18 protein-coding genes are annotated in these 20,335 nt (G+C 65.0%); 12 read left to right on the top strand and 6 right to left on the bottom strand.

Annotation, left to right across the window (positions count from 1 at the left end; translation table 11 throughout):
• Nucleotides 1–14 precede the first annotated feature (14 nt).
• Nucleotides 15–1,550 (top strand): glucosamine inositolphosphorylceramide transferase family protein, encoded by a 1,536-nt coding sequence (locus tag ABIC03_RS04505; RefSeq protein WP_354055851.1) that lies wholly within the window; start codon nt 15–17, stop codon nt 1,548–1,550.
• Here the strand turns inward: ABIC03_RS04505 and mdlC are convergent.
• The 6 genes from mdlC to ABIC03_RS04535 all read right to left on the bottom strand — a co-directional run bounded on the left by mdlC (nt 1,547) and on the right by ABIC03_RS04535 (nt 9,280).
• Complete coding sequence (gene mdlC / locus ABIC03_RS04510; protein ID WP_354055853.1) at nt 1,547–3,154, bottom strand: benzoylformate decarboxylase; 1,608 nt, start codon at nt 3,152–3,154, stop codon at nt 1,547–1,549. The genes ABIC03_RS04505 and mdlC overlap by 4 nt on opposite strands.
• A 36-nt stretch (nt 3,155–3,190) precedes the next feature.
• Complete coding sequence (locus tag ABIC03_RS04515; RefSeq protein WP_354055855.1) at nt 3,191–4,639, bottom strand: aldehyde dehydrogenase; 1,449 nt, start codon at nt 4,637–4,639, stop codon at nt 3,191–3,193.
• Between the two features lie 34 nt (nt 4,640–4,673).
• On the bottom strand, nt 4,674–6,002 hold the full coding sequence (locus ABIC03_RS04520) for an MFS transporter (protein ID WP_354055857.1): 1,329 nt from the start codon (nt 6,000–6,002) through the stop codon (nt 4,674–4,676).
• An 87-nt stretch (nt 6,003–6,089) separates the two neighbouring features.
• Nucleotides 6,090–7,799: an FAD-dependent oxidoreductase gene (locus tag ABIC03_RS04525; protein WP_354055859.1), complete on the bottom strand. Its 1,710-nt coding sequence runs from the start codon at nt 7,797–7,799 to the stop codon at nt 6,090–6,092.
• A gap of 46 nt (nt 7,800–7,845) precedes the next feature.
• The gene (locus ABIC03_RS04530) at nt 7,846–8,313 is read right to left on the bottom strand and encodes a MarR family winged helix-turn-helix transcriptional regulator (RefSeq protein WP_354055861.1); all 468 of its coding nucleotides are present in this window, start codon (nt 8,311–8,313) and stop codon (nt 7,846–7,848) included.
• A gap of 43 nt (nt 8,314–8,356) precedes the next feature.
• The gene (locus ABIC03_RS04535; RefSeq protein WP_275167566.1) at nt 8,357–9,280 is read right to left on the bottom strand and encodes a LysR family transcriptional regulator; all 924 of its coding nucleotides are present in this window, start codon (nt 9,278–9,280) and stop codon (nt 8,357–8,359) included.
• A gap of 108 nt (nt 9,281–9,388) precedes the next feature.
• Here ABIC03_RS04535 and ABIC03_RS04540 point away from each other — a divergent pair, with 108 nt between their 5' ends.
• The 11 genes from ABIC03_RS04540 (at nt 9,389) to ABIC03_RS04590 (ending at nt 20,262) form a co-directional block, all read left to right on the top strand.
• On the top strand, nt 9,389–9,712 hold the full coding sequence (locus tag ABIC03_RS04540) for a Dabb family protein (protein WP_018458706.1): 324 nt from the start codon (nt 9,389–9,391) through the stop codon (nt 9,710–9,712).
• Complete coding sequence (locus tag ABIC03_RS04545; RefSeq protein ID WP_354055864.1) at nt 9,709–10,788, top strand: maleylacetate reductase; 1,080 nt, start codon at nt 9,709–9,711, stop codon at nt 10,786–10,788. The genes ABIC03_RS04540 and ABIC03_RS04545 overlap by 4 nt, the downstream gene beginning before the upstream one ends.
• Before the next feature lie 4 nt (nt 10,789–10,792).
• Nucleotides 10,793–12,163 (top strand): amidohydrolase family protein, encoded by a 1,371-nt coding sequence (locus tag ABIC03_RS04550; RefSeq protein ID WP_354055866.1) that lies wholly within the window; start codon nt 10,793–10,795, stop codon nt 12,161–12,163.
• Between the two features lie 20 nt (nt 12,164–12,183).
• Entirely contained in the window at nt 12,184–13,086 is a 903-nt protein-coding gene (locus ABIC03_RS04555; protein ID WP_354055868.1) for an NAD(P)-dependent oxidoreductase, read from the top strand.
• 15 nt (nt 13,087–13,101) lie between these two features.
• On the top strand, nt 13,102–13,986 hold the full coding sequence (locus ABIC03_RS04560; RefSeq protein WP_354055870.1) for an intradiol ring-cleavage dioxygenase: 885 nt from the start codon (nt 13,102–13,104) through the stop codon (nt 13,984–13,986).
• A gap of 56 nt (nt 13,987–14,042) precedes the next feature.
• The gene (locus ABIC03_RS04565; RefSeq protein ID WP_354055872.1) at nt 14,043–15,437 is read left to right on the top strand and encodes an FAD-linked oxidase C-terminal domain-containing protein; all 1,395 of its coding nucleotides are present in this window, start codon (nt 14,043–14,045) and stop codon (nt 15,435–15,437) included.
• Nucleotides 15,434–16,960 carry a sugar ABC transporter ATP-binding protein gene (locus tag ABIC03_RS04570; protein ID WP_354055874.1) on the top strand — a complete coding sequence of 509 codons (1,527 nt, stop codon included), beginning with the start codon at nt 15,434–15,436 and terminating at the stop codon, nt 16,958–16,960. Before ABIC03_RS04565 ends, ABIC03_RS04570 begins: the two co-directional genes overlap by 4 nt.
• The gene (locus ABIC03_RS04575) at nt 16,953–17,903 is read left to right on the top strand and encodes an ABC transporter permease (RefSeq protein WP_354055876.1); all 951 of its coding nucleotides are present in this window, start codon (nt 16,953–16,955) and stop codon (nt 17,901–17,903) included. Before ABIC03_RS04570 ends, ABIC03_RS04575 begins: the two co-directional genes overlap by 8 nt.
• A complete protein-coding gene (locus ABIC03_RS04580; RefSeq protein ID WP_354055878.1) occupies nt 17,900–18,877 on the top strand; it encodes an ABC transporter permease in 978 nt (325 codons plus the stop codon). Before ABIC03_RS04575 ends, ABIC03_RS04580 begins: the two co-directional genes overlap by 4 nt.
• 42 nt (nt 18,878–18,919) lie before the next feature.
• Nucleotides 18,920–19,894 carry a sugar ABC transporter substrate-binding protein gene (locus ABIC03_RS04585; RefSeq protein WP_199198270.1) on the top strand — a complete coding sequence of 325 codons (975 nt, stop codon included), beginning with the start codon at nt 18,920–18,922 and terminating at the stop codon, nt 19,892–19,894.
• Between the two features lie 80 nt (nt 19,895–19,974).
• Nucleotides 19,975–20,262 carry a YciI family protein gene (locus tag ABIC03_RS04590; RefSeq protein WP_354055880.1) on the top strand — a complete coding sequence of 96 codons (288 nt, stop codon included), beginning with the start codon at nt 19,975–19,977 and terminating at the stop codon, nt 20,260–20,262.
• Nucleotides 20,263–20,335 lie beyond the last annotated feature (73 nt).

Raw genomic sequence — 20,335 nt, forward strand, 5'->3', positions numbered from 1 at the left:
CGGATCGGCTCGACATGACCATCGAGTTTCGCTGTGAAATTGAGCATGCGCGGCGATGGATGGGCCGCGAGACGCTGTCGGTCGACGGCCGGGATGTCCCGGTCCAGATCGTATGGACGGCAACGACGGAGCCGCGCCCCACAGGTCTCGACGCGCTGTTCGAGCTCGAACGTTTGGTGTTGCACAAGGGCAAGCACAGCGGCACCGATCGGCTGAAGATCAGTCCCGACCGGATGCAGGCTCGCGCCGGCACGGCAGACGTCATCGTCGATTTCACCGGTGCCGCGCGGGATCCGAACTGCTCCGCCCGGCAGTACCTCCGCCCACTGTTCAATGGAGTCGCAGGCGAAAACGCAGCCCTTGCCGCCATTCTCGCCGGCGATCTGCCCGTGATCGAAATCATCGACGAGATCGGCGGTGCAGTCCTCGATCGCGGCCACCCCTCCGCCGAAATCGCAGCCGGTCTGAGCGGCGGCCTAGAAACGGTCATGGCACGAACCCTGACCATGGTGGCGGCCATCCTGCCCGGACGACCGCGCATCGTGCCCCAGCTGGCACGCCCCGCTCGAGCCACCAACGGCCGCCCGCCGGCGGCGTACGTCGCGCGCGGGCTCGCCGTATCGATCGCCAAGGAGATCTATCGGCTCTGCTGCTATGCGCCGCATTGGCATGTCGGATGGCGCATCAACAAGGGCACAGGCGTCTGGCAGACCGGAGATCTGTCAGGGCCTCGCTGGAACGTCCTTGCAGATCCCGGAAACCACTTCTACGCCGATCCTTTCCCCATCACATGGCAGGGAAGAACATTCGTCTTCTTTGAAGACCTTGATCACAGGGTTGGAAAAGGAATCATTTCCGCGATCGAGTTCAACGACTCCGGCCCGATCGGAGCGGTCGTCCCCGTTCTGGAGGAGCCTTGGCACCTCTCCTATCCGTTCCTGATCGAGGACGATGGCGCGTTGTGGATGATCCCGGAGAGCTCGCTCAATGGGGACGTCGCCCTCTATAAATGCGTTCGGTTTCCGGACAAATGGGAGCGGCACGCGACGCTGCTTTCGGGCGTCGAGCTGGCCGATGCCACGATCACCCGGCACAACGGCCTGAATTATCTGTTCGGAGCCTGGCGCGACGGCACCGGCGGCTATTCGGATTCGCTGGCGATCTATTATGCCGAGCACCTCATGGGCCCCTGGTTGCCGCACGCCAGCAACCCGGTCCTGATCGATCGCGCGAGCACGCGACCTGCGGGGAGTTTCGTCACCATCAATGACAAATTGTGGCGACCGGTCCAGAATTGTGCCGACGGCTACGGCGCAGCGCTCGCGCTGGCGGAAATCGTCGAACTATCGCCGACGACGTTCAAGCAGATCGTCCGTCACTCTCTGAGGCCCGGACCGGTATGGCCCGGCAGGAAGTTGCACACCCTGAACCGCTGCGGCCAGCTCGAGGTGATCGACGGATCGCGTGTCCAACCCAAGACCCGCGCCTTCACGAGCAAATTGCCATCGGGCGTTTTGTCGCCGCGGACCAGTCCCTCTACCGCCAGCTAGCGCGGGTGGCTGAACAGGTCGATCGTGGCGTCGTCGACAGCGATATCGACTAGGGCGGGACCGCTCGACGCCAACGCTTCGGTCAAGATGGCGTCGACGTCACCGGCATCGGTCACGCGCCGCCCCGGACAACCCATCCCCCTAGCGAGCGCCACGAAGTCGAGCCCGGGCAAATCGATTCCGGGCGGGCGGTGCGCCTGCATCAGCTGGCTGAAGGCGCGCATCGCGCCATAGCCTGAATTGTTCATGACCACGAAGGCGATCGGCAGGCGGCGTTGCACCGCGGTCCAGATCGCCTGGATGCAATACATCGCCGATCCGTCGCCGATCAGGGCGACGATGCGGCGGCCCGGCCGCGCCAGCGCCACGCCGACGGAGGCTGGCAGGCTGTAACCAAGTCCGCCGCTCGTCATCGTGTAGAAGCTGTCCGCGCCCGGCCGCGGCAGGAATTGTTGAATGGCAGGACGATGCGACGGCGCCTCCTCGACCACGATCGCATCGCTCGGCATCAACGCCGAGAGCCGGGCGAGCGCATGGCTCGGCGGAATCGGATTTTGCGCGGCAGGAGCGGAAGGCCGCATGCGCGGGGCCGGCACCTCGCGCTCAGCGATATCTGGCATCGCCGACAGCAGCCCAGCCAGTGCTTTCGGGAGCGTGCTGATGATGGTGTCACCGACAGAAGCGGATGCGGCTTCCGTCGGATCATCCGTGATCTGCCAGACCGGCGTTCCGTCGTCGAGCAATTCGCATTGTCCTTCGACATGGAAAGTAAACACCGGCGCGCCGACCACGATGATCAGATCGGCGCCGCGCAGGGCGCGGGCGAGACCTCCTGGTGCTGCCGGAAGGAAGCCGGCGAACAGCGGATGCAATTCCGGAAAGCTCGAACGGCTCGACATCGGGCTTGCCCAAACGGCCGCCCTCGCCTGTTCGGCCACAGCGACCATCGCGTCGACGCAGCCGTTGCGATCGATGTCGGGCCCGACAACGAAGATAGGTCTTTTGGCGGCTCGGATCGCCGCGCCGAGCCGAACGATCGCCGCCGGATCGGGCGCAAACTCCGTCGCGATGTGGCGGACCGGCGGAGCGATTGCGGGCCGCGCCCAATCATCCGACGGGACCGACACGAATGTCGGACCGCGCGGATGCTGCATGGCGGTGAGAAAGGCCTGCGCAATCGCCGCTGGAACATCTTCGGCGCGCGCCGGTTCGGCGCTCCATTTCACATAGGGCTTTGGAAACTGTGCGGCGTCCTCGGCGAAGAGATAGGGTCGCATCCGCAATAGGCTGCGCGCCTGCTGCCCGGCTGTCACGACCATCGGCGTCTTGTTGCGGAACGCGGTGAAGAGATTGCCGAGGGCATGACCGAGTCCGGCCGCCGAGTGCAAATTGACGAACGCCGGGCGCCCCGTCGCCTGCGCATAGCCATCCGCCATGCCGACGACGCAGGCTTCCTGCAGACCGAGCACATAGTCGATGTCATCGGGCCAGTCGCCGAGGAAGGCAAGCTCGGTCGAGCCGGGATTGCCAAAAACGCGATCGACGCTAAATGACCGAAGCACACCGAGGGTCGCTTCTCGAACCGTGAGAAATTTCGAATTCATGAATGGACGTCCTGGTGGGCTTCGCCTGCGGCGCGGTTAGAAGGGATAGTGCTGCGGCTGGGTCTCGATGGTGATCCAGCGCAGATCGGTGAACTCGGCGATGCCGGCCTGGCCGCCGAAGCGGCCGTAGCCCGATCCCTTCACGCCGCCGAACGGCATCTGCGCCTCGTCATGCACGGTCGGGCCGTTGACGTGGCAGATGCCGCTCTCGATACGCTGCGCCACCGTCAGCGCCCGCGCGACGTCGCGGCCGAACACGGCGGCCGAGAGGCCGTATTCGGTGTCGTTGGCGAGCCGCACGGCGTCGTCCACGCCACTTGCGCGGATCACCGAGACGACGGGACCAAAGCTCTCCTCGGTGTAGATGCGCATGCCGGGCACCACGCGGTCGAGCACGGTGGCCGGGACGACCGTGCCAACCCGGTCGCCGCCCGCGAGCTTGACGGCGCCTTTGGCGATCGCGTCATCGATCAGTGCAACCACATGCTTGGCCGGCGCCTCGTCGATCATCGAGCCGACCACCACCGGAGCGCGGCGCGGGTCGCCGGCCGGAAGCGCAGCCGTTTTCTTCGCGAGCTTCTCGACAAAGGACGCCGCCACCGCCTCGTCGACGATCACCCGCTCGGTCGACATGCAGACCTGCCCCTGATTGATAAAGGCGCCGAACGCCACGGCCGCGACGGCGGCGTCGAGGTCGGCATCGTCGAGCACGACCAGAGGCGCCTTGCCGCCAAGCTCGAGCAGCACCGGTTTGAGGTGGCGCCCGGCGAGCTCGGCGATGACGCGACCGACGCGGGTCGAGCCGGTGAAATTGATCCGCCGCACGGCAGGATTGGCGATCAGGCGCTCGACCAGAGCGGGCGCATCGGCCGGTGCGTTGGTCAGGACATTCACGACACCGGGCGGAAAGCCTGCGTCCTTGAAGACCTCGCCGATCAGCCGGTGCGTCCCCGGACAAATCTCGGAGGCCTTGAGCACGACCGTATTACCGCAGGCGAGCGCCGTCGCCACGGCGCGAACGCCGAGAATGATCGGCGCGTTCCACGGCGCGATGCCGAGGCAGACGCCGGCCGGCTGGCGAACGGACATTGCGAGACATCCCGGCTTGTCCGACGGGATCACCTCGCCGGTGATCTGCGTGGTGAGCGACGCCGCTTCGCGCAGCATGCCGGTCGCAAGCTTGACGTTGAAGGCCGACCAGATCTCCGTCGTGCCGATCTCGGCCATCATGATCTTGACGAAGGCATCGCGCTTGGCGTCGAGGGCATCTGCGGCCTTCAGCAACAGAGCGCGCCTCGCATTCGGGCCAAGTGCCGACCATCCTGGCAATGCGGCGGAAGCCGCCGCCACCGCCGCGTCGGCATCGGAGCCGGTCGCTGCGGCCGCGCGGCTTGCGACCTCCTGCGACAGCGGATTGCGCCGCTCGAACATCTTGCCGCTGGAAGCGGCCTGATCCTGCCCGTTGATGAGAAGACTGACGTCCATGAAGACCTCCCTGGTGTTGGTGATGGCGCTCGCCCTAGCCGAGTAGCCGCGACTTGCCGGTTTCACGCGCGAAGCCGAGCGCGATCATCGCCGCGAGCGCGAGCACGACGTAGTATCCTGTGATCGCGTAGGTGGAGCCCGTCAGCGCAAACAGGCTGGTGGCGACGAGCGGCGCGATGCCGCCGCCCAGCACCGTCCCAAGCTGCTTTCCGATCGATACGCCGGTGAAGCGGATGCGGGTCGGAAACAGTTCAGGGAAATAGCTTCCTTCGCTGCCGAACATCAGCGGATGGATCACCCCCGCGGCTAGGATCACCGCGCACGTCACCAGCATCGTGTCACGGCTCGCGACCACACCGTAGAATGCAAACATCGAGATGGCTGCGAGCACCACGCCGGCCAGGAACAGACGCTTTCGTCCGATGCGGTCGGACCAGGCGCCAATGAGGGGCATCGCAACGAGCCCGACGAGATTGGCGAACAGCACGGCCTGCGTGATGACGTCCTTCTGGACGCCGAGCTGACGGGTCGCGAAGGAGATGGTGAAGATGGCCGTCAGATAGAAATAGGATGTCTGCGCCATCTCGGCGAAGAACACGATGAGGATCGGCCGCCAGTGCTCCCGCACTGCTTCGACCACAGGCGCTGCTTCAGTCGTCTTCGCCTTTCGGAACGTCGCGCTCTCCTCGATGCGCAGGCGCATGTAGACGCCGAGCGCGACCAGCACCGCGCTGATCAGGAACGGAACGCGCCAGCCCCATGACAGCAGGTCCGCTTCCGGCAGCCGCGAGATCGTGAGCGCCGCAAACGAGGCGAGCACGACGCCGACAGGTCCTGCGGCCTGGATCACCGCGGCCGAGAACCCGCGCTGGTGGCCGGGCGCCGTCTCGATCGCCATCAGGATCGCCGCGGTCGACTCGCCGCCGAGCGCAAAACCCTGGAGGAAGCGTAGCATGACGAGCGCGACCGTCGCGGCCACACCTGCACTGGCGTAGGTCGGCAACAGACCGATCGACATGGTCGCAAGTCCCATCATGAGGAGCGTACACAGCAAGACGGACTTTCGGCCGAGGCGGTCGCCGAAATGACCGAACACCAGTCCGCCGAGCGGACGCGCCAAGAAACCGACTGAGAACGTCGCGAACACCGCGATAGTCGCCGTGAGTTGATCGAACTTCGGAAAGAACAGCTGATCGAACACCAGCGGCGCGACCAGGCCGTAGATGAAGAAGTCGTACCATTCGATCGCGGTGCCGATGGTGCCGGCGATCAGGATACGCCGGCGGCTGCTCGCCGTCTGCTCGGCGGTGGCGGTGGCGGTGGCGGCATGATCGTCGTAGTCCTCCAATGCTCTTGTCGTCACGGTTTCCTCCTCCGGTGTGATTTTTCGATTTGTTGTCTTGTTGTTGTTGGCCGCGCAGCCGCTGATCGGATGCGGCGGCAGGATCGATCAGCTGGCCAGGCGCGCGACGTCGCTCGCGCTGTGTCCAAGTGCGCGGGCGAGGACGCCTCCGATCATCCCGGCCTGTGACGCGCTGCCGCGCCAGGCCACGATCTGGTCGGGGCGTATCAAAGCGAGATCGGCGTCGTAGAGATCGCGCAGGGATTTCGGCAGCGTGACGAGTTTCACATCGACCCCGATCGCGCGGATGGTCTCGGCAACTGACGCATGCGCGGACATGACCTCGCCGAACTGGAGCAGCGTCCACTCGAACCCGAACAGGTCGTACAGGGAGACGCCGTCGTCCAACCACGCATGCGGGGCGCGGCCGCCGGGACAGGCGCTCGGAACGTAGACGTTCGCGGCGTCCGGCGGCGGCTGGCTGCCATCGGAAACGATGATCGGCGACCCGTCGTAACGCCCCCCGAAGGTGACGCCGGGGATGTTGAATTCGGCGCGGGCGTGCTGTTCGAGATAGACGCCCGCCGTCCGCCGCGCCTCGTCGCCGGCGTCGGTGGCATCCTCGATGTCAGGCGCGGGCGCGAACAGACCGAGCGAGTCGGCAAAGCGACGCGCATAATCGGTGTTGCGCAGCGCCACCGGACGCCGCTCGACCTCATAGCTGTCGAGCAGCCCCGCCGGGCTCACGCCCTTGACGACGCTTGCGAGCTTCCAGCCGAGATTGACCGCATCCTCGATCGCGGTGTTGTAGCCAAGCCCGCCGGTCGGCGTGAAAAGATGCGCCGCGTCGCCGCCAAGGAACACCCTGCCCCGCTGCATTCCATTCGCGACCAGCGCGTGACCGGCGGTCCAGGTCAGGAACGAGAGCACCTCGCAATCGATCGGTGCGCCGCAGGCGCGCTGGAACGCGGCTTTGGCTTCGTCGATCGTGATCGCAGTTTCGTTCTCATCGAACCGAAGCTGCGTATGAAACGCAAACTCGTCGTGACCGTTCACGGATGCCATGAAGGCGCGACGGTCGCCGTTGAAGCAATTGTACATCCACGCCTTGGCGTGCGGGATGCTCGCGTAGAAGCCGGGCGAACGGAGATAGACCGCCAACATGCGGCCGCCCATGAAATCACGCTGCATCCCGGTTTCGCCGCCGTAGGCAATCCCGAGCGACTGCCGGACCATCGAGCGCGGTCCGTCCGCCCCGACCAGGAAGTCGGCCCGGATCTGAAATCGGCTGCCATCATCGAGACATTCGACGTCGGCGACGATGCCGTCGCCGCTTTCGACATAGCCGATCAGCCTGTGGCCGTAGTTGAGCTTTACTCCGGGGATTCGTTCGGCGTGGCGGCGCAGCACCGCCTCGACATATTTTTGCGAGACCCGGTGTGGCAATTCGGCCGCGCTCCAGGAGCCCGACATGCCCTTGACGAGCTCGCCCGCGCGTGACGATGACGGCAACTGAAATCGGGCCAGCTCGTAACCGGTGTAGCGCGTGAAGTACGCAACATCGGTCGGATAATCCGCTGGCAGACCTTCGCGTCGGATTTCGTCGGCAAAACCCAGCCGCCGATAGTGCTCCATCGAGCGCGCCTGCGTCGCATTGGCTTGCGGATTGAATGCCGTGCCCGGCTTTTCATCGACCAGGATCGCGGACACGCCGCGCCGGCCGAGCTCGTTGGCGAGCATCAGGCCGCAGGGCCCCCCGCCCACGATGAGCACCGAGGCCGTCAGACATGTTTCCAAGATGCTTCTCCCTACCAGCATTATTCTGCATGGTAAGGTCGCCTGACGATATCGTCAAGTAGCCTGACTAATCGACGTCATCGAGGGTGTCGAACGTCGCGCCATAGATCGCCAAACCTTTCAGGATCGCATCCATCGTGGCCTTGCCGAGTTCCGCGCGCATCTCCTGCTCGGCGACGTCGACCGCATCGCGGAACGCGTCGAGCCATTTGCGTCCGGCTGGCGTGAACATGACGATGCGCGCGCGCCGATCGGTCGGATCGGCGATGCGATCGACCAGGCCGAGCTCGGCGCATTGATCGACCAGCTCGCCCATCGCCTGCTTGCTCATGGAAGCGCGGCGGGCGAGCTCCGTTAGTCTGGTCCCCTCCACGTCGAGATTGCGCGTGAGGCCGACATGCGCGATCCGCGTTTCGTCATGCCCCTTCTCGCTCATCAATTCGAGCACACGACCTTCGAAGCGTCGCACCGCGTTGTTGAGCAGCCGACCGATGTTGGCATGCCGCCATGCGGTGCCGGATGTCCTGGCTTTCAATGGATGTGCCTTCTACAAAGCCGCCTGAATTCGAAAATGTCGCTCACTTCGCCGCGTCGATCCAGATCCCCGGCTGCGAATGCTCGCGGATGTGGCTGACCAGGAAGTCTGAAAAGACCCTGATCTTGGCGGGCAGTCCGGCACGGTTCTGGTATGCGATGTTCATCGTCAGCAGCGGCAGCTCCCACTCCAACAGGACCGGGACGAGACGGCCCGCCGCGATATCGCTTTGCACGATGTACAGCGGCTGGATGAGAATGCCGAGCCCTGCCAGTGCGGCACCGCGGATGACCTGGCCGTCATTGCTGTCGAGCGTCGGCGTGATGCGGACAGTCTGCGCGCCGTTGCCTTTGCTTAGGCGCAGCGAATAGGGATCGTTGGCGAGATTGTAGACCAGCATGTTATGGCGCGCGAGATCGACGGGCTGTTCCGGCTCGCCGCAGCTTGCGAGATATGAGGGCGCAGCAGCGAGCACACGCCGCATCTGGCCGATGCGGCGGACGATGATGTTCGAATCCGGCTCCTGCTCGCGCGTCCTGATCGCCACGTCGATGCCGGCCTCGATGAAATCGGAGTACCGGTTGGCGGTGGTGATCTGCATGTTGAGCTTCGGATAGCGCGCGCGGAAGGCCGGCAGCATCGGCGCCAGATAGATCACCGCAAAGGACAGCGAACTCGTGACCCGCAACGTGCCCTGCGGCGACAGCGCGCGATCGCTGACGATGTCCTCTGCTTCCGCCAGTTCGCTCAAAACCCGGCTCGAGCGCTCCAGCAGCTCTTGCCCCGCCTCCGTCAACCACAGCCGACGGGTGTTGCGCTCGATCAGCCGGACCGCAAGGCGCTCTTCGAGCGCGCTGAGATGGCGGCTCGCGGCAGCATTCGACATGCGCAGGGCTTCGGCAGCTTTGGACAGGCTGCCGAGCTCGGCCGTCTTGGCGAACACTTCCAACTGGAGCAGGCGGTCCATTATTTCGCAAATAGGAAAAGAGACTTACGATTATTGATCTTTATTTCCGCATCCCGCAAGTCAAAATGGCCCAAACACAAGCAAGATAGCAGGCGAGGAAACAGCGAAATGTCGGGCCCGATCAGGCACATCGTGATGTGGCGGCTGCGCGGGGAGACGCCAGCCGAGCGTTCCGCCGCCCGGGTCAAGGTCAAGACCCTGTTCGAGGGGCTGCGCGGCCGGATCGACGGCCTCACCCATATCGAGGTCGGCCTCGATGTCAGCGATGTCGACTACGCCTGCGACGTGGTCCTGTTCTCCGAATTCACCGACCACGCTGCGCTCGCGGCCTATGCCACCCACCCGGAACATTTGCGCGTGCGCGAGGCGCTGGGCGACTTGCGGATCGGACGCTTCCAGGTCGATTATCCCATCAAAGAGACCGGCGCATGATCGGTACGTTCACCTTTGAAAACCTGCCCTGCCGCGTCGTGTTCGGCAGCGGAACGCTTGGCTCGGCCAAGGCCGAGGTCGAGCGTCTCGGCGGCAAGCGCGCGCTGGTGCTGACGACGCCGCATCAGGAGGCGCAGGGCAAAAGCTTGGGCGCGGCGCTCGGTCCGCTTTACGCCGGCATCTTTCCGGGCGCGACCATGCACACGCCGGTCGAGGTCACGGAGCGGGCGCTCGCGGCGATGAAGGCCTGCGAGGCCGACTGCGTCATTTCCCTCGGTGGCGGATCCACGACCGGACTTGGCAAGGCGCTGGCCCTGCGCACCGGAATCAACCAGCTCTGCATTCCCACCACTTATGCCGGCTCGGAGATGACGCCGATCGTAGGCCAGACCGAGAACGGCCTGAAGACAACGGTACGCGACGCCGCCATCCTGCCGGAGACCGTGATCTACGATGTCGAGCTCACTTTGAGTCTGCCGGCGAGCCTGGCCGCGACATCAGGCATCAACGCAATCGCGCATGCGGCCGAAGCGCTCTACGCGCGCGACACCAATCCGGTCACGTCGCTGATGGCGGAAGAAGGCATTCGCGCGTTGGCACGTGCCCTCCCCGCCATCGCCGCCAAGGGCGACGATCGCGAGGCTCGCACCGAAGCACTGTATGGGGCCTGGCTGTGCGGCGTCTGCCTCGGCACAGTCGGCATGGCGCTGCATCACAAGCTCTGCCATACGCTCGGCGGCACCTTCGACCTGCCGCATGCCGAGACCCACACCGTCGTGCTGCCGCATGCGCTGGCCTACAACGCGCCCGCCGTGCCCGACGCGATGGCGCGCATCTCACGCGCAATCGGCGCCGCCGATGCATCGCAAGGACTCTTCGAGCTCGCGAAGCGGCTGGGTGCGAAGGTCGCATTGCGCGACATCGGCATGCCCGAAAGCGGCATCGACAAGGCCGCGGATCTCGCGGTCACCAACGCCTACTGGAACCCGCGCCCGCTCGAACGCAACGCCATCCGCGACCTGATCGCGCGCGCCTGGGCCGGCGAGCCGCCCGACGCTATCAAAGCCGCGGTTTAATTCCATGCGGCGCACGCTGATCAAATCCGCGATCATTATCAGCATGGATGATGCGATCGGCGATCTACCTGACGGCGACGTGCTGATCGAGGGGAGCCGCATCGTTGACGTGCGCTCATCGATCGACCTCGGCGGCGCGGCCGAGACGGAGATCGTCGACGGCACCGGGCGCATCGTCATCCCCGGCCTGATCAACGTGCATATGCACACCTGGCAAACGGGCTTGCGCGGCTATGCTGCCAACTGGACGTTGCTGGAATATTTTCGCCGCATGCATGCCGGGCTCGCGACGGTCTTCAGGCCCGAGGACATTTATATCGCGACCTTGGTGGGCGCGCTGAATCAGATCAACCACGGCACCACCACGCTGGTCGACTGGTGCCACAACAATCCGACGCCCGATCATACCGACGCCGCCGTGCGCGGCCTGATCGAGAGCGGTATCCGCGCGGCCTTCTTCCACGGCTCGCCCAAGCCCGAGCCGAAACCGGGCGAACCGCACTTCTCGGAGATCCCGCATCCACGCCATGAAGTCGAGCGGCTGCTGGCGGGCCCCCTCGCCGACCGCGACGGCCTCGTCACGCTTGGGCTCGCCATCCTCGGCCCGCATTATTCGACGCTCGACGTCGCCATGCACGATTTCCGTCTGGCACGCGAGTTCAAGCTGATCGCATCGATGCATCAGGGCGGTGGGCCCGCCAAGACGCCTGTTGGCTGGGAGAAGCTGATCGAGGCGGGTCTCGTCGGCGCGAGCACCAACATCGTCCATGGCAACGACCTCCCGGATGATCTCCTGGATCGGATGGTCGATCTCGGCGTCTCCTTCTCGGTGACGCCGGAGAACGAGATGATCCAGGGCCACGGCTTTCCGATCACCGGACGGCTGCTCAAGCGCGCCGTACGGCCGACCATCGGCATCGATCTGGAATCCGTGCTGGGCGGCGACCTCTTCTCCGCCGCACGCGTTGCGCTCTCGATGCAGCGGGCACTGGACAACACGGAGTCGCGCAAGAACAGCGGCGCCATTCCGGCGACGACCACGGTCCCCGTCCGCGAGGCGCTGCGCTGGATCACGACGGAAGGCGCCCGCATGCTCGGCCGCGAAGACCAGATCGGCTCGCTGACGCCGGGCAAGCTCGCCGACCTCGTCATCATCGATTGCTCCGATCTCAACCTCGTCCCGGTGCACGATCCCGTTTCCACCGTGGTGATGCAGACGAGCCTTGCCAATATCGAGGCCGTCATGATCGGCGGCGTCTGGAAGAAGCGGAATGGGCGGCTGCTGGCCGACGGTCTGGAGGCGAAAAAGCAACTGCTCGTGCAATCCGGCCGGCGGCTGGTGCAGGACATCGAACGACAGGGACACGCCGCCTGAGGGCGTCAAGGACAACAACAATGACAGCTTTTTCGAAGAACATCGCTTTCATCGGGATCGGCAAGATGGGTCTGCCGATGTCGGTGCTCGTCGCCAAGGCCGGCTATGCCGTGACCGCGTTCGACCGGAGCGCCGCACGGCTCGACGAGGCGCGCGCGCAGGGCATTTCGATTGCCGCTTCACCGGCCGAGGCCGTGGGCGGCAAGGCCACGATCGTCACGTCCTTGCCCGATGACGCGGCCTTGCGCGGCGCATTGCTCGGCCCCACCGGCCTCATCGCCGCGATGGCTGCTGGATCTGTCCTGATCGAGACCAGCACCGTGAGCGTCGAGGCTTCCGCAGAGGTCGACGCCGCCGCACAGGCGCGCGGTGTCCTCTACCTGCGTGCGCCGGTCTCGGGCAATGCCAGCATCGTCCACACCGGCGCCCTGAGCTGCTTCGTCTCGGGCCCGAAGGACGCCTACGAAAACGCAAAGCCGCTGTTCGCCGCCTTCACCCGCGCCCAGACTTATCTCGGGCCCGGCGAGGAAGCGCGCTATGCCAAGCTCGCGGTCAATCTGATGATCGCGGTGTCGGCCACCATGATGGCGGAGAGCCTGGCGCTGGCGCGCAAGGGCGGCATCGGCTGGCAGGATATTCTGAAAGTTCTCGACGACAGCGCTGTCGCCTCACCGATGGTGAAGTACAAGACCGCGCCGCTGCGTAACCGCGATTTCGACTCGACCTTCTCCTGCAGGCAGATGGCCAAGGATCTCGATCTGATCCTCGGCGCCGGCCACGCCGTCGGCGTGCCGCTTCAGCTCGCAGCCCAAGTGCGGGAGACCTATGGCTCGCTGGTCGCGCAGGGCGACGGCGACGCCGACTTCATCGCGACCGTCAAGCACATCGAGCGGCTGTCCGGCCTCGGCGAGCCCAAACTCTGATTCACGGAGGCATCCATGCGCAATTTCAACGAGAACACCATCACCGACGCCGTGCTGGAGCGGATCGCGGGCGCGACCGATCCGCGGATCAAGCAGGTCAGCGAAGCGCTGGTGCGCCACCTTCATGCCTTCGTCCGCGAGGTGCGGCCGACCCAGAAGGAATGGGAATACGGCATCGACTTCCTGACTCGCACCGGTCACATGTGCGACGACAAGCGCCAGGAGTTCATCCTGCTGTCGGACGCGCTCGGCGTCTCCATGCTGGTCGACGCCATCAACCATCCGGTGCCGGAAGGCGCGACCGAGACCACAGTGCTCGGTCCGTTCTTCGTGCAGGCGTCACCTGAGAAAGACAACGGCGCTGACATCTCCGGCCCGATGGAAGGCGATCCGATGCTCGTCACCGGCTCGGTGTCGACCGTCGACGGACGGCCGCTTGCCGGCGCCGTCGTGGACGTCTGGCATTCCGACGATGACGGCTATTACGACGTGCAGCAGCTCGACAAGATCGGCGATCTCGCGATGCGGGCGCGCTTCCACACCGACCAGAATGGCCGCTTCAATTTCTGGTCGATCAAGCCGGCTGCCTATCCGATCCCGCATGACGGCACGGTCGGCGACATGCTGGCGGTCCAGGGCCGCCATCCCTGGCGCCCGGCGCACGTGCATTTCATGATCTCGGCGCCCGGCTTCGAGCAACTCGTGACCCATGTGTTCGTGGCCGGCGACCAGTATCTCGACAGCGACGTGGTATTCGGCGTCAAGGACAGCTTGATTCGAGAATTTGTGCGGTGCCCGCCAGGCCGTGCGCCCGATGGTCGCATGGTGGACAGCGAATATTATCATCTCAACTATGATTTCGGCCTGAAGCAGGTCGCTAGCAGCGCACGAGCCGCTTAAGCTGAACGACGGCGGACCCAACAAGAGTCCGACAACAAGGCAGACAGGGAGCAAGGATGGGACCGCGGGTCAGCACGAGCATATTGGCCGATCGCCTCACAGGCATGATCGGCCCGCGCGCGAGCGTCGCGCGTGGCGTGCTCGATCAGCATGGGCAGAGCGAGTCGCATTATCGCAACCTGCCGCCCGACATCGTCGTCTTCCCTGAAACCACGCAGGAGGTCGCGGAGATCGTCAAGCTGTGCGCGGGCGCGAATATGCCCATCGTGCCGTTCGGCGCCGGGACCTCGCTCGAAGGCAATGCGGCCGCGGTCGCGGGCGGCGTCTGCTTCGACTTCGCACGCATGAACAAGGTGCTGACGGTGCACGAGAGCGACATGGACGTCGTCGTGCAGCCCGGCATCACGCGAAAGCAGCTCAATGCGGAGCTGCGCGGCACCGGACTTTTCTTTCCGATCGATCCCGGTGCCGACGCCTCGATCGGCGGCATGACGTCCACGCGCGCCTCCGGCACCATGGCGGTGCGCTACGGCACCATGAAGGACAACGTCATGGCGTTGGAGGTGGTGCTCGCCGACGGCCGCGTGATCCGGACCGCCCGGCGCGCGCGCAAGTCAGCCGCCGGTTACGATCTGACCCGCATGTTCGTCGGCGCCGAGGGCACGCTCGGTGTCATCACCGAGATCACGCTGAAGGTGCATCCCGTCCCGCAGGCCATCTCGGCCGCGGTTTGCAGCTTCGACAGCCTGCACAACGCCGTGGACACCGCGATCTCCGTGATCCAGTCCGCGATCCCCGTGGCGCGAATCGAGCTGCTCGACGACGTCATGATGCGCGGCATTAACGCCTATGCGAAGCTCGGCTATCGCGAAGCCCCGACCCTGTTCTTCGAATTCCATGGTTCCGAGGCCTCCGTCGCCGAGCAGGCCGAAGCCGCACAGGCCATTGCCGCCGACCATGGCGGACATGGCTTTGCCTGGGCCAAGGCACCGGAGGATCGCAGCCGGCTCTGGCACGCCCGCGACAACACGCTCTATGCGGGCCTGGGCTTGCGGCCCGGCGCGCGCGCCGTGATCACCGACGTCTGCGTGCCGATCTCGCGGCTGGCGGAATGCCTCACGGAGACCCGGCGCGACGCGGACGAGCACGGTTTTACGGCGCCTATCGTCGGCCATGTCGGCGACGGCAATTTCCACATGCTGATCCTGATCGATCCCGCCAGGCCGGAGGAAGTCGAAGGCGCCAAGGCGCTTCAGGCCCGGATGGTCGCCCGCGCCATTGCCATGGACGGCACCTGCACTGGCGAGCACGGCATCGGGCTCGGCAAGATCGACTATCTCACCGACGAGCTCGGCGAGGCCGTCGATGTGATGCGGTCGATCAAGACCGCGCTCGACCCTGACGGACTGATGAATCCCGGGAAGATCTTTGCAAGCGGAGCGCGCGCATGAGCACCGCCGCATTGGCCGTCGAGCCCGCGGTCTCCACGCCGCTGCTGGAGCTGCGCGGCATCAGCAAGGAGTTTCCCGGCGTAAAGGCGCTGGACGATGTGTCCTTTGCCGTCTTCCCCGGCGAAGTCCATATGCTGCTGGGCGAGAACGGCGCCGGCAAGTCGAGCCTGATGAAGGTGCTGTGCGGCGCCTATCGCGCCGATGCAGGCGAATTCTACTACAAGGGCGAGCCGGTCGCGATCAACTCGGCCGCGGACGCGCAGAAGCTCGGCATTGCCGTGATCTTCCAGGAATTCTCGCTCGTGCCCCATCTCGATATCGCCCAGAATATTTTCCTCGGCCGCGAGCCGAAGGGCCGCATCCCTGGCACGATCGACCGCAGCAAGATTCTCGCCGACGCCAGGCGTGTGCTTGGCATGATCGGATTCGAGATCGATCCCTCCACCGTCGTCGACAAGCTGGGAGTGGCGCAGCAGCAAATGGTCGAGATCGCGAAAGCGATCAGCCAGAACGCCCGCATTTTGGTGATGGACGAGCCGACCGCGGCGCTGTCCGATCGCGAGACCGAGCTGCTGTTCGCGCTGATCGCGCGGCTGAAGGCCGACGGCGTTTCCATCGTCTACATCTCGCACCGCATGGCGGAAGTGTTCGCGCTCGGCGACCGCATCACCGTGCTGCGCGACGGTCGTCGCATCGACGGCGTTCGCCCGGCCGACGTCACGCCGGACCAGCTCGTCCGCATGATGGTCGGTCGCAACGTCGACATGACCTATCCGCGCAATTTTGCCGACAAGCCCGGCGAAGTCCTGCTCGAGGTCAAGGGCCTGAGCGCCTCCACCGGAATCTCGGACATCAACATCGAGGTGCGCCGCGGCGAGATCGTCGGCCTGTGTGGCCTGGTCGGCTCGGGTCGTAGCGAGGTCGCGCGTGCGATCTTCGGCGCGGATCCCGTGACCTCAGGCGAGATTGTCTTCGACGGCAAGACTATCTCCGGCGAGCCTGATCTTGCCGCCCGCCGTGGCATCGCGCTGATCCCGGAGAGCCGCAAGAGCGAGGGTCTCGCGCTGTTGCGGTCGGTGGGGGACAATCTGGTGGTGTCGGCGCTGCGAAAGCTGTTCCCGAGCGGTCTGTTCGACCAGCGTCGGGCACAGCGCACTGCCGACGACCTGATCCGCCAGTTGCGCATTGCGACGCCGGGCGCGCGCCAGACCGTCGGCCTGCTTTCGGGCGGCAATCAGCAGAAGGTCGTGATCGGCAAGTGGCTCGCCGCCGGCTCAAAACTCTTCATCTTCGATGAACCGACCCGGGGCATCGACATCGGCGCCAAGGCAGAAATCTTTGCCCTCATCGATCGCCTAGTCGCGGAGGGCGCAGCGGCGCTGATGATCTCGTCCGAACAGGTCGAAATCTGCCATGTCTGCGATCGCGCCTACGTGATGCGCGAGGGGCGCATCGCCGGGCACCTCGCGCGCAACGAGCTGACAGAGGAGAACATCGTGCGACTGGGGATGCATCATGCGTGAGGCCACGGTCGTTTCACAACCGAATCCGCTGCAACGCATTCCCGGCGTTGCCATCGTGCTGGTGCTGCTGATCGCGCTGTTCAGCACGATCGCGCCCGGCTTCCTGTCGGTCGCCAACCTCTCCAACGTGCTGGTGCAGTCGACGATCCTGACCATGCTCGCGCTGCCGATGACCTTGATCATCATGACCGAGGGGCTGGACCTGTCGATGGGCGCGGTGCTGACGCTGACCTCGCTCTGCGTCGCGATTGTCTCGCTCGCCACCCACTCGATGTTGCTCGGCCTCGGTGCCGGGCTCCTCGTCGGCACGGCCTTCGGCTTCGCCAACGGCTGGCTGGTTGCCATCGTGGGCATCCCGCCCTTTGTCGCCACGCTCGGCACGCTCGGCATGGCGCAGGGCCTTTCGCTGATCGTCAGCGACGGCCAGAGCGTGGTCGGCATCCCCCACAGTGTGCGCGACATCTATTCGGCGACGCTTCTTGGTGTCCCAGTGCCGATCGTGATGGCGCTGGTGACCTATGCAGCGTTTCACGGCCTGCTCTATCACACCCGATTCGGCACCTACATCTTCGCGCTCGGCGGCAACCGGGAGGCGCTGCGCTATGCCGGCCTGTCACCCAACCGGCTGCTGATCGCGGTCTATGCGATCGGTGGCGCCATGGCCGGCATCGCGGGCCTGCTGATGACGGCGCGGATGAATTCCGGGCATCCAACCGCGGGCCTCGGTCTCGAATTCGATGCGATCGCGGCCGTTGCCGTCGGCGGCACGTCGTTCGAGCGCGGCAATGGCTGGTTGCTCGGCACGGTGCTCGGCGTGCTATCCGTGGGCGTGCTGCGCAACGGGCTGAACCTGATCTCGCTGCCGTCCTCGGTGCAGGTCGCAAGCGTCGGTGTCCTCGTCATCGTCGCGCTGTTCTTCGATGGTCTCAGGAGCCGCGCATGACCGACATCAGCAAAGAGGCCGTCGCGCCGCCCCGCTCGTTCCTGTCGCAGGACGCGATCCAATTGTTCTATCGGCTGCTTGCGGCGCTGCTGATCTGTGCGGTGCTCGCCGTGCTCAGCGATTCCTTCCTGAGCCTCGGCAACATCCTCAATGTGCTGAGGCAGGCGAGCCTGACCTTCTTCATCGCTTCGGGCCTGACGCTGGTGGTGCTGACCGCGGGCCTCGATCTCTCCGTCGGCGCTAATGTCGCGCTGTCCGCCTGCATCGCCGGGACCGTGATCCACAAGACCGGCTCGCCGGCGCTCGGCATCCTCACCGGGCTTGCCTGCGGCGGCCTCGTCGGGTTGCTCAATGGCGTCATGGTCACCGCGCTCCGCATCCCCTCCTTCATCGCCACCTATGGCATGCTCTGGGTGCTGAACGGCCTCACCTATTGGTACATGGCGGGCGAAACCCTTCACGGCTTCCCGGCCGGCTTCCGCCAGATCGGCAGCGGCTATCTGTTCGGCCTGCCGATCCCGGTCTACCTGCTGCTGGTGTTCCTCGGGATCGGAACGCTGTTTGCGCAACGAACGATCTGGGGCCAGGAAATCTATGCGATCGGTGCCAATCCGGTCGCGGCACGGCTCTCCGGCATTCCAGTCGCGCGCCGCCTGCTGCTGGTCTACGCCGTCTCCGGCACCATGGCGGGGCTCGCCTCGATCATCTTCCTGTCGCGGCTCAATTCGGCCGAGGCCGACATCGGCGAAAGCCTGACGCTGCCCGCGATCGCCGCCGTGCTGATCGGCGGCACATCGCTGTTCGGCGGCGTCGGCACGGTGTTCGGCACCTTCATCGGCGCGCTGATCCTGACGCTGGTGCTGAACGGCATGAACCTCTTGTCGGTCAGCGCCAACTGGCAGCCGCTGGTCACCGGCATCATCGTCATTCTCGCGGTCTGGCTCGACATGAAGACCCGGCGCCGCGCGCAATGAGTTCTTGAACGACCAACAAGCAAAACGAGGGATGGAGGCAACATGAAACAGAAACTGGGTTATTTGGCGCTACCGCTGCTGATGGCGGCCGCGCTCACCACGCAAGCGCGAGCGGACGGCGAGACCATCGCCGTCTTCACCAAGAACCAGACCAACCCGTTCTTCCAGACGGTGCGGGTCGGCGCCGACAACATGGCGAAGACGCTGAACGCGAAGACGCTGCAGTATATCCCGACCAAGCCCGACAGCATTCCCGAGCAGCTCAGCCAGATCGAGGACGTCGTGGTGAAGAAGCCGAGCGCCATCGTCTTCACGCCGGTCGACTACAAGGCGATGGTACCGGGTGTCGAGAAGATCAACGACGCCAAGATCCCCGTCGTCAACATCACTGATCGCTCCGCCGGCGGCAAGTTCCTGTCCTTCGTCGGCGCCGACGATTATAGCCTCGGGCTCGAGACCGCGCGCTTCCTGCTCAAGACGCTGGGCGGCAAGGGCAACATCGTCATCATCGAAGGCGTCAAGGGATCGCTGACCAATGTCGACCGCGTCCGCGGCTTCAACGACGCGCTGAAGGAAAATGCCGGTGCGAAACTGCTGGCCTCGCAGCCCGGCAACTATCAACGGCTCCAGGCGCTCCAGGTGATGGAGAATCTGATGCAGTCGAACGCGCAGATCGACGGCGTGCTCGCCGCTAACGACGCCATGGCGGTCGGCGCGATCGAGGCGCTCGACGGCGCCAACCGCAAGGCGCAGGTGATCGGCATCAATGGCACCAAGGAAGCGATCGACGCGATCAAGTCCGGCAAGCTGCTCGCGAGCGGTGACTACAACGGATTTTTCCAAGGCTGCCTCGGCACCATGATGGCGATCCGCTCCTTGCGTAACCAGCCCGTCATCGCAGAGATCGTGCTGAAGCCAACCGTCATCACCAAGGACAATTACCAGCCGTTCGACGTGCCGCTGGAGCAACGCAGCTGCCCGACTTTCGAGGAAGCCAGCAAGCTTGGCGGCAAGTAACCAAGCGCATCCATCACGACAAGCCCGGACGGCCGCAGCCGCGGCCGTCCCAAGAAAACGGGATATAATCGGAGACCATCATGCTGTTCGCCATTCACGCCCTCGACTGCGCCGGCGCACTGCCGACCCGGCTCGCCAATTACGACGCCCACAAGGCTTTCCTAAGCGACACCTCGCGCTTCGGCGTCAAGATCGTGATGTCGGGGCCGTTGGTCTCCGACGACGGCGAGAGGATGATCGGCAGCCTGTTCCTGATCGAAGCCCAAAGCCGCGCTGAAGTGGAAGCCTTCAACCGAGCCGATCCGTTTGCCGCGGCCGATATCTGGGAAAAGGTCACGATCACGGGATTCCTGCGCCGCCAAGGTTGAGAGCCGCCAAACAAAAAACGCGAAAACAACCCCATGCACAGTAGAACGGGATTGTTTTTAAACATGAATTTTC

The organism is Bradyrhizobium sp. RT6a, assembly GCF_040547675.1.
GTDB lineage: Bacteria > Pseudomonadota > Alphaproteobacteria > Rhizobiales > Xanthobacteraceae > Bradyrhizobium.

Bases quoted from the DNA above. Each gene is read 5' to 3' on its own strand.
- ABIC03_RS04580 (WP_354055878.1), top strand. From the start codon at position 17,900: ATGACCGACATCAGCAAAGAGGCCGTCGCGCCGCCCCGCTCGTTCCTG.
- ABIC03_RS04550 (WP_354055866.1), top strand. From the start codon at position 10,793: ATGCGGCGCACGCTGATCAAATCCGCGATCATTATCAGCATGGATGAT.
- ABIC03_RS04590 (WP_354055880.1), top strand. From the start codon at position 19,975: ATGCTGTTCGCCATTCACGCCCTCGACTGCGCCGGCGCACTGCCGACC.
- ABIC03_RS04540 (WP_018458706.1), top strand. From the start codon at position 9,389: ATGTCGGGCCCGATCAGGCACATCGTGATGTGGCGGCTGCGCGGGGAG.
- ABIC03_RS04565 (WP_354055872.1), top strand. From the start codon at position 14,043: ATGGGACCGCGGGTCAGCACGAGCATATTGGCCGATCGCCTCACAGGC.
- ABIC03_RS04535 (WP_275167566.1), bottom strand. From the start codon at position 9,280: ATGGACCGCCTGCTCCAGTTGGAAGTGTTCGCCAAGACGGCCGAGCTC.
- ABIC03_RS04585 (WP_199198270.1), top strand. From the start codon at position 18,920: ATGAAACAGAAACTGGGTTATTTGGCGCTACCGCTGCTGATGGCGGCC.
- ABIC03_RS04545 (WP_354055864.1), top strand. From the start codon at position 9,709: ATGATCGGTACGTTCACCTTTGAAAACCTGCCCTGCCGCGTCGTGTTC.
- ABIC03_RS04560 (WP_354055870.1), top strand. From the start codon at position 13,102: ATGCGCAATTTCAACGAGAACACCATCACCGACGCCGTGCTGGAGCGG.
- ABIC03_RS04555 (WP_354055868.1), top strand. From the start codon at position 12,184: ATGACAGCTTTTTCGAAGAACATCGCTTTCATCGGGATCGGCAAGATG.
- ABIC03_RS04570 (WP_354055874.1), top strand. From the start codon at position 15,434: ATGAGCACCGCCGCATTGGCCGTCGAGCCCGCGGTCTCCACGCCGCTG.
- mdlC (WP_354055853.1), bottom strand. From the start codon at position 3,154: ATGAATTCGAAATTTCTCACGGTTCGAGAAGCGACCCTCGGTGTGCTT.
- ABIC03_RS04505 (WP_354055851.1), top strand. From the start codon at position 15: ATGACCATCGAGTTTCGCTGTGAAATTGAGCATGCGCGGCGATGGATG.
- ABIC03_RS04575 (WP_354055876.1), top strand. From the start codon at position 16,953: ATGCGTGAGGCCACGGTCGTTTCACAACCGAATCCGCTGCAACGCATT.
- ABIC03_RS04515 (WP_354055855.1), bottom strand. From the start codon at position 4,639: ATGGACGTCAGTCTTCTCATCAACGGGCAGGATCAGGCCGCTTCCAGC.
- ABIC03_RS04525 (WP_354055859.1), bottom strand. From the start codon at position 7,799: ATGCTGGTAGGGAGAAGCATCTTGGAAACATGTCTGACGGCCTCGGTG.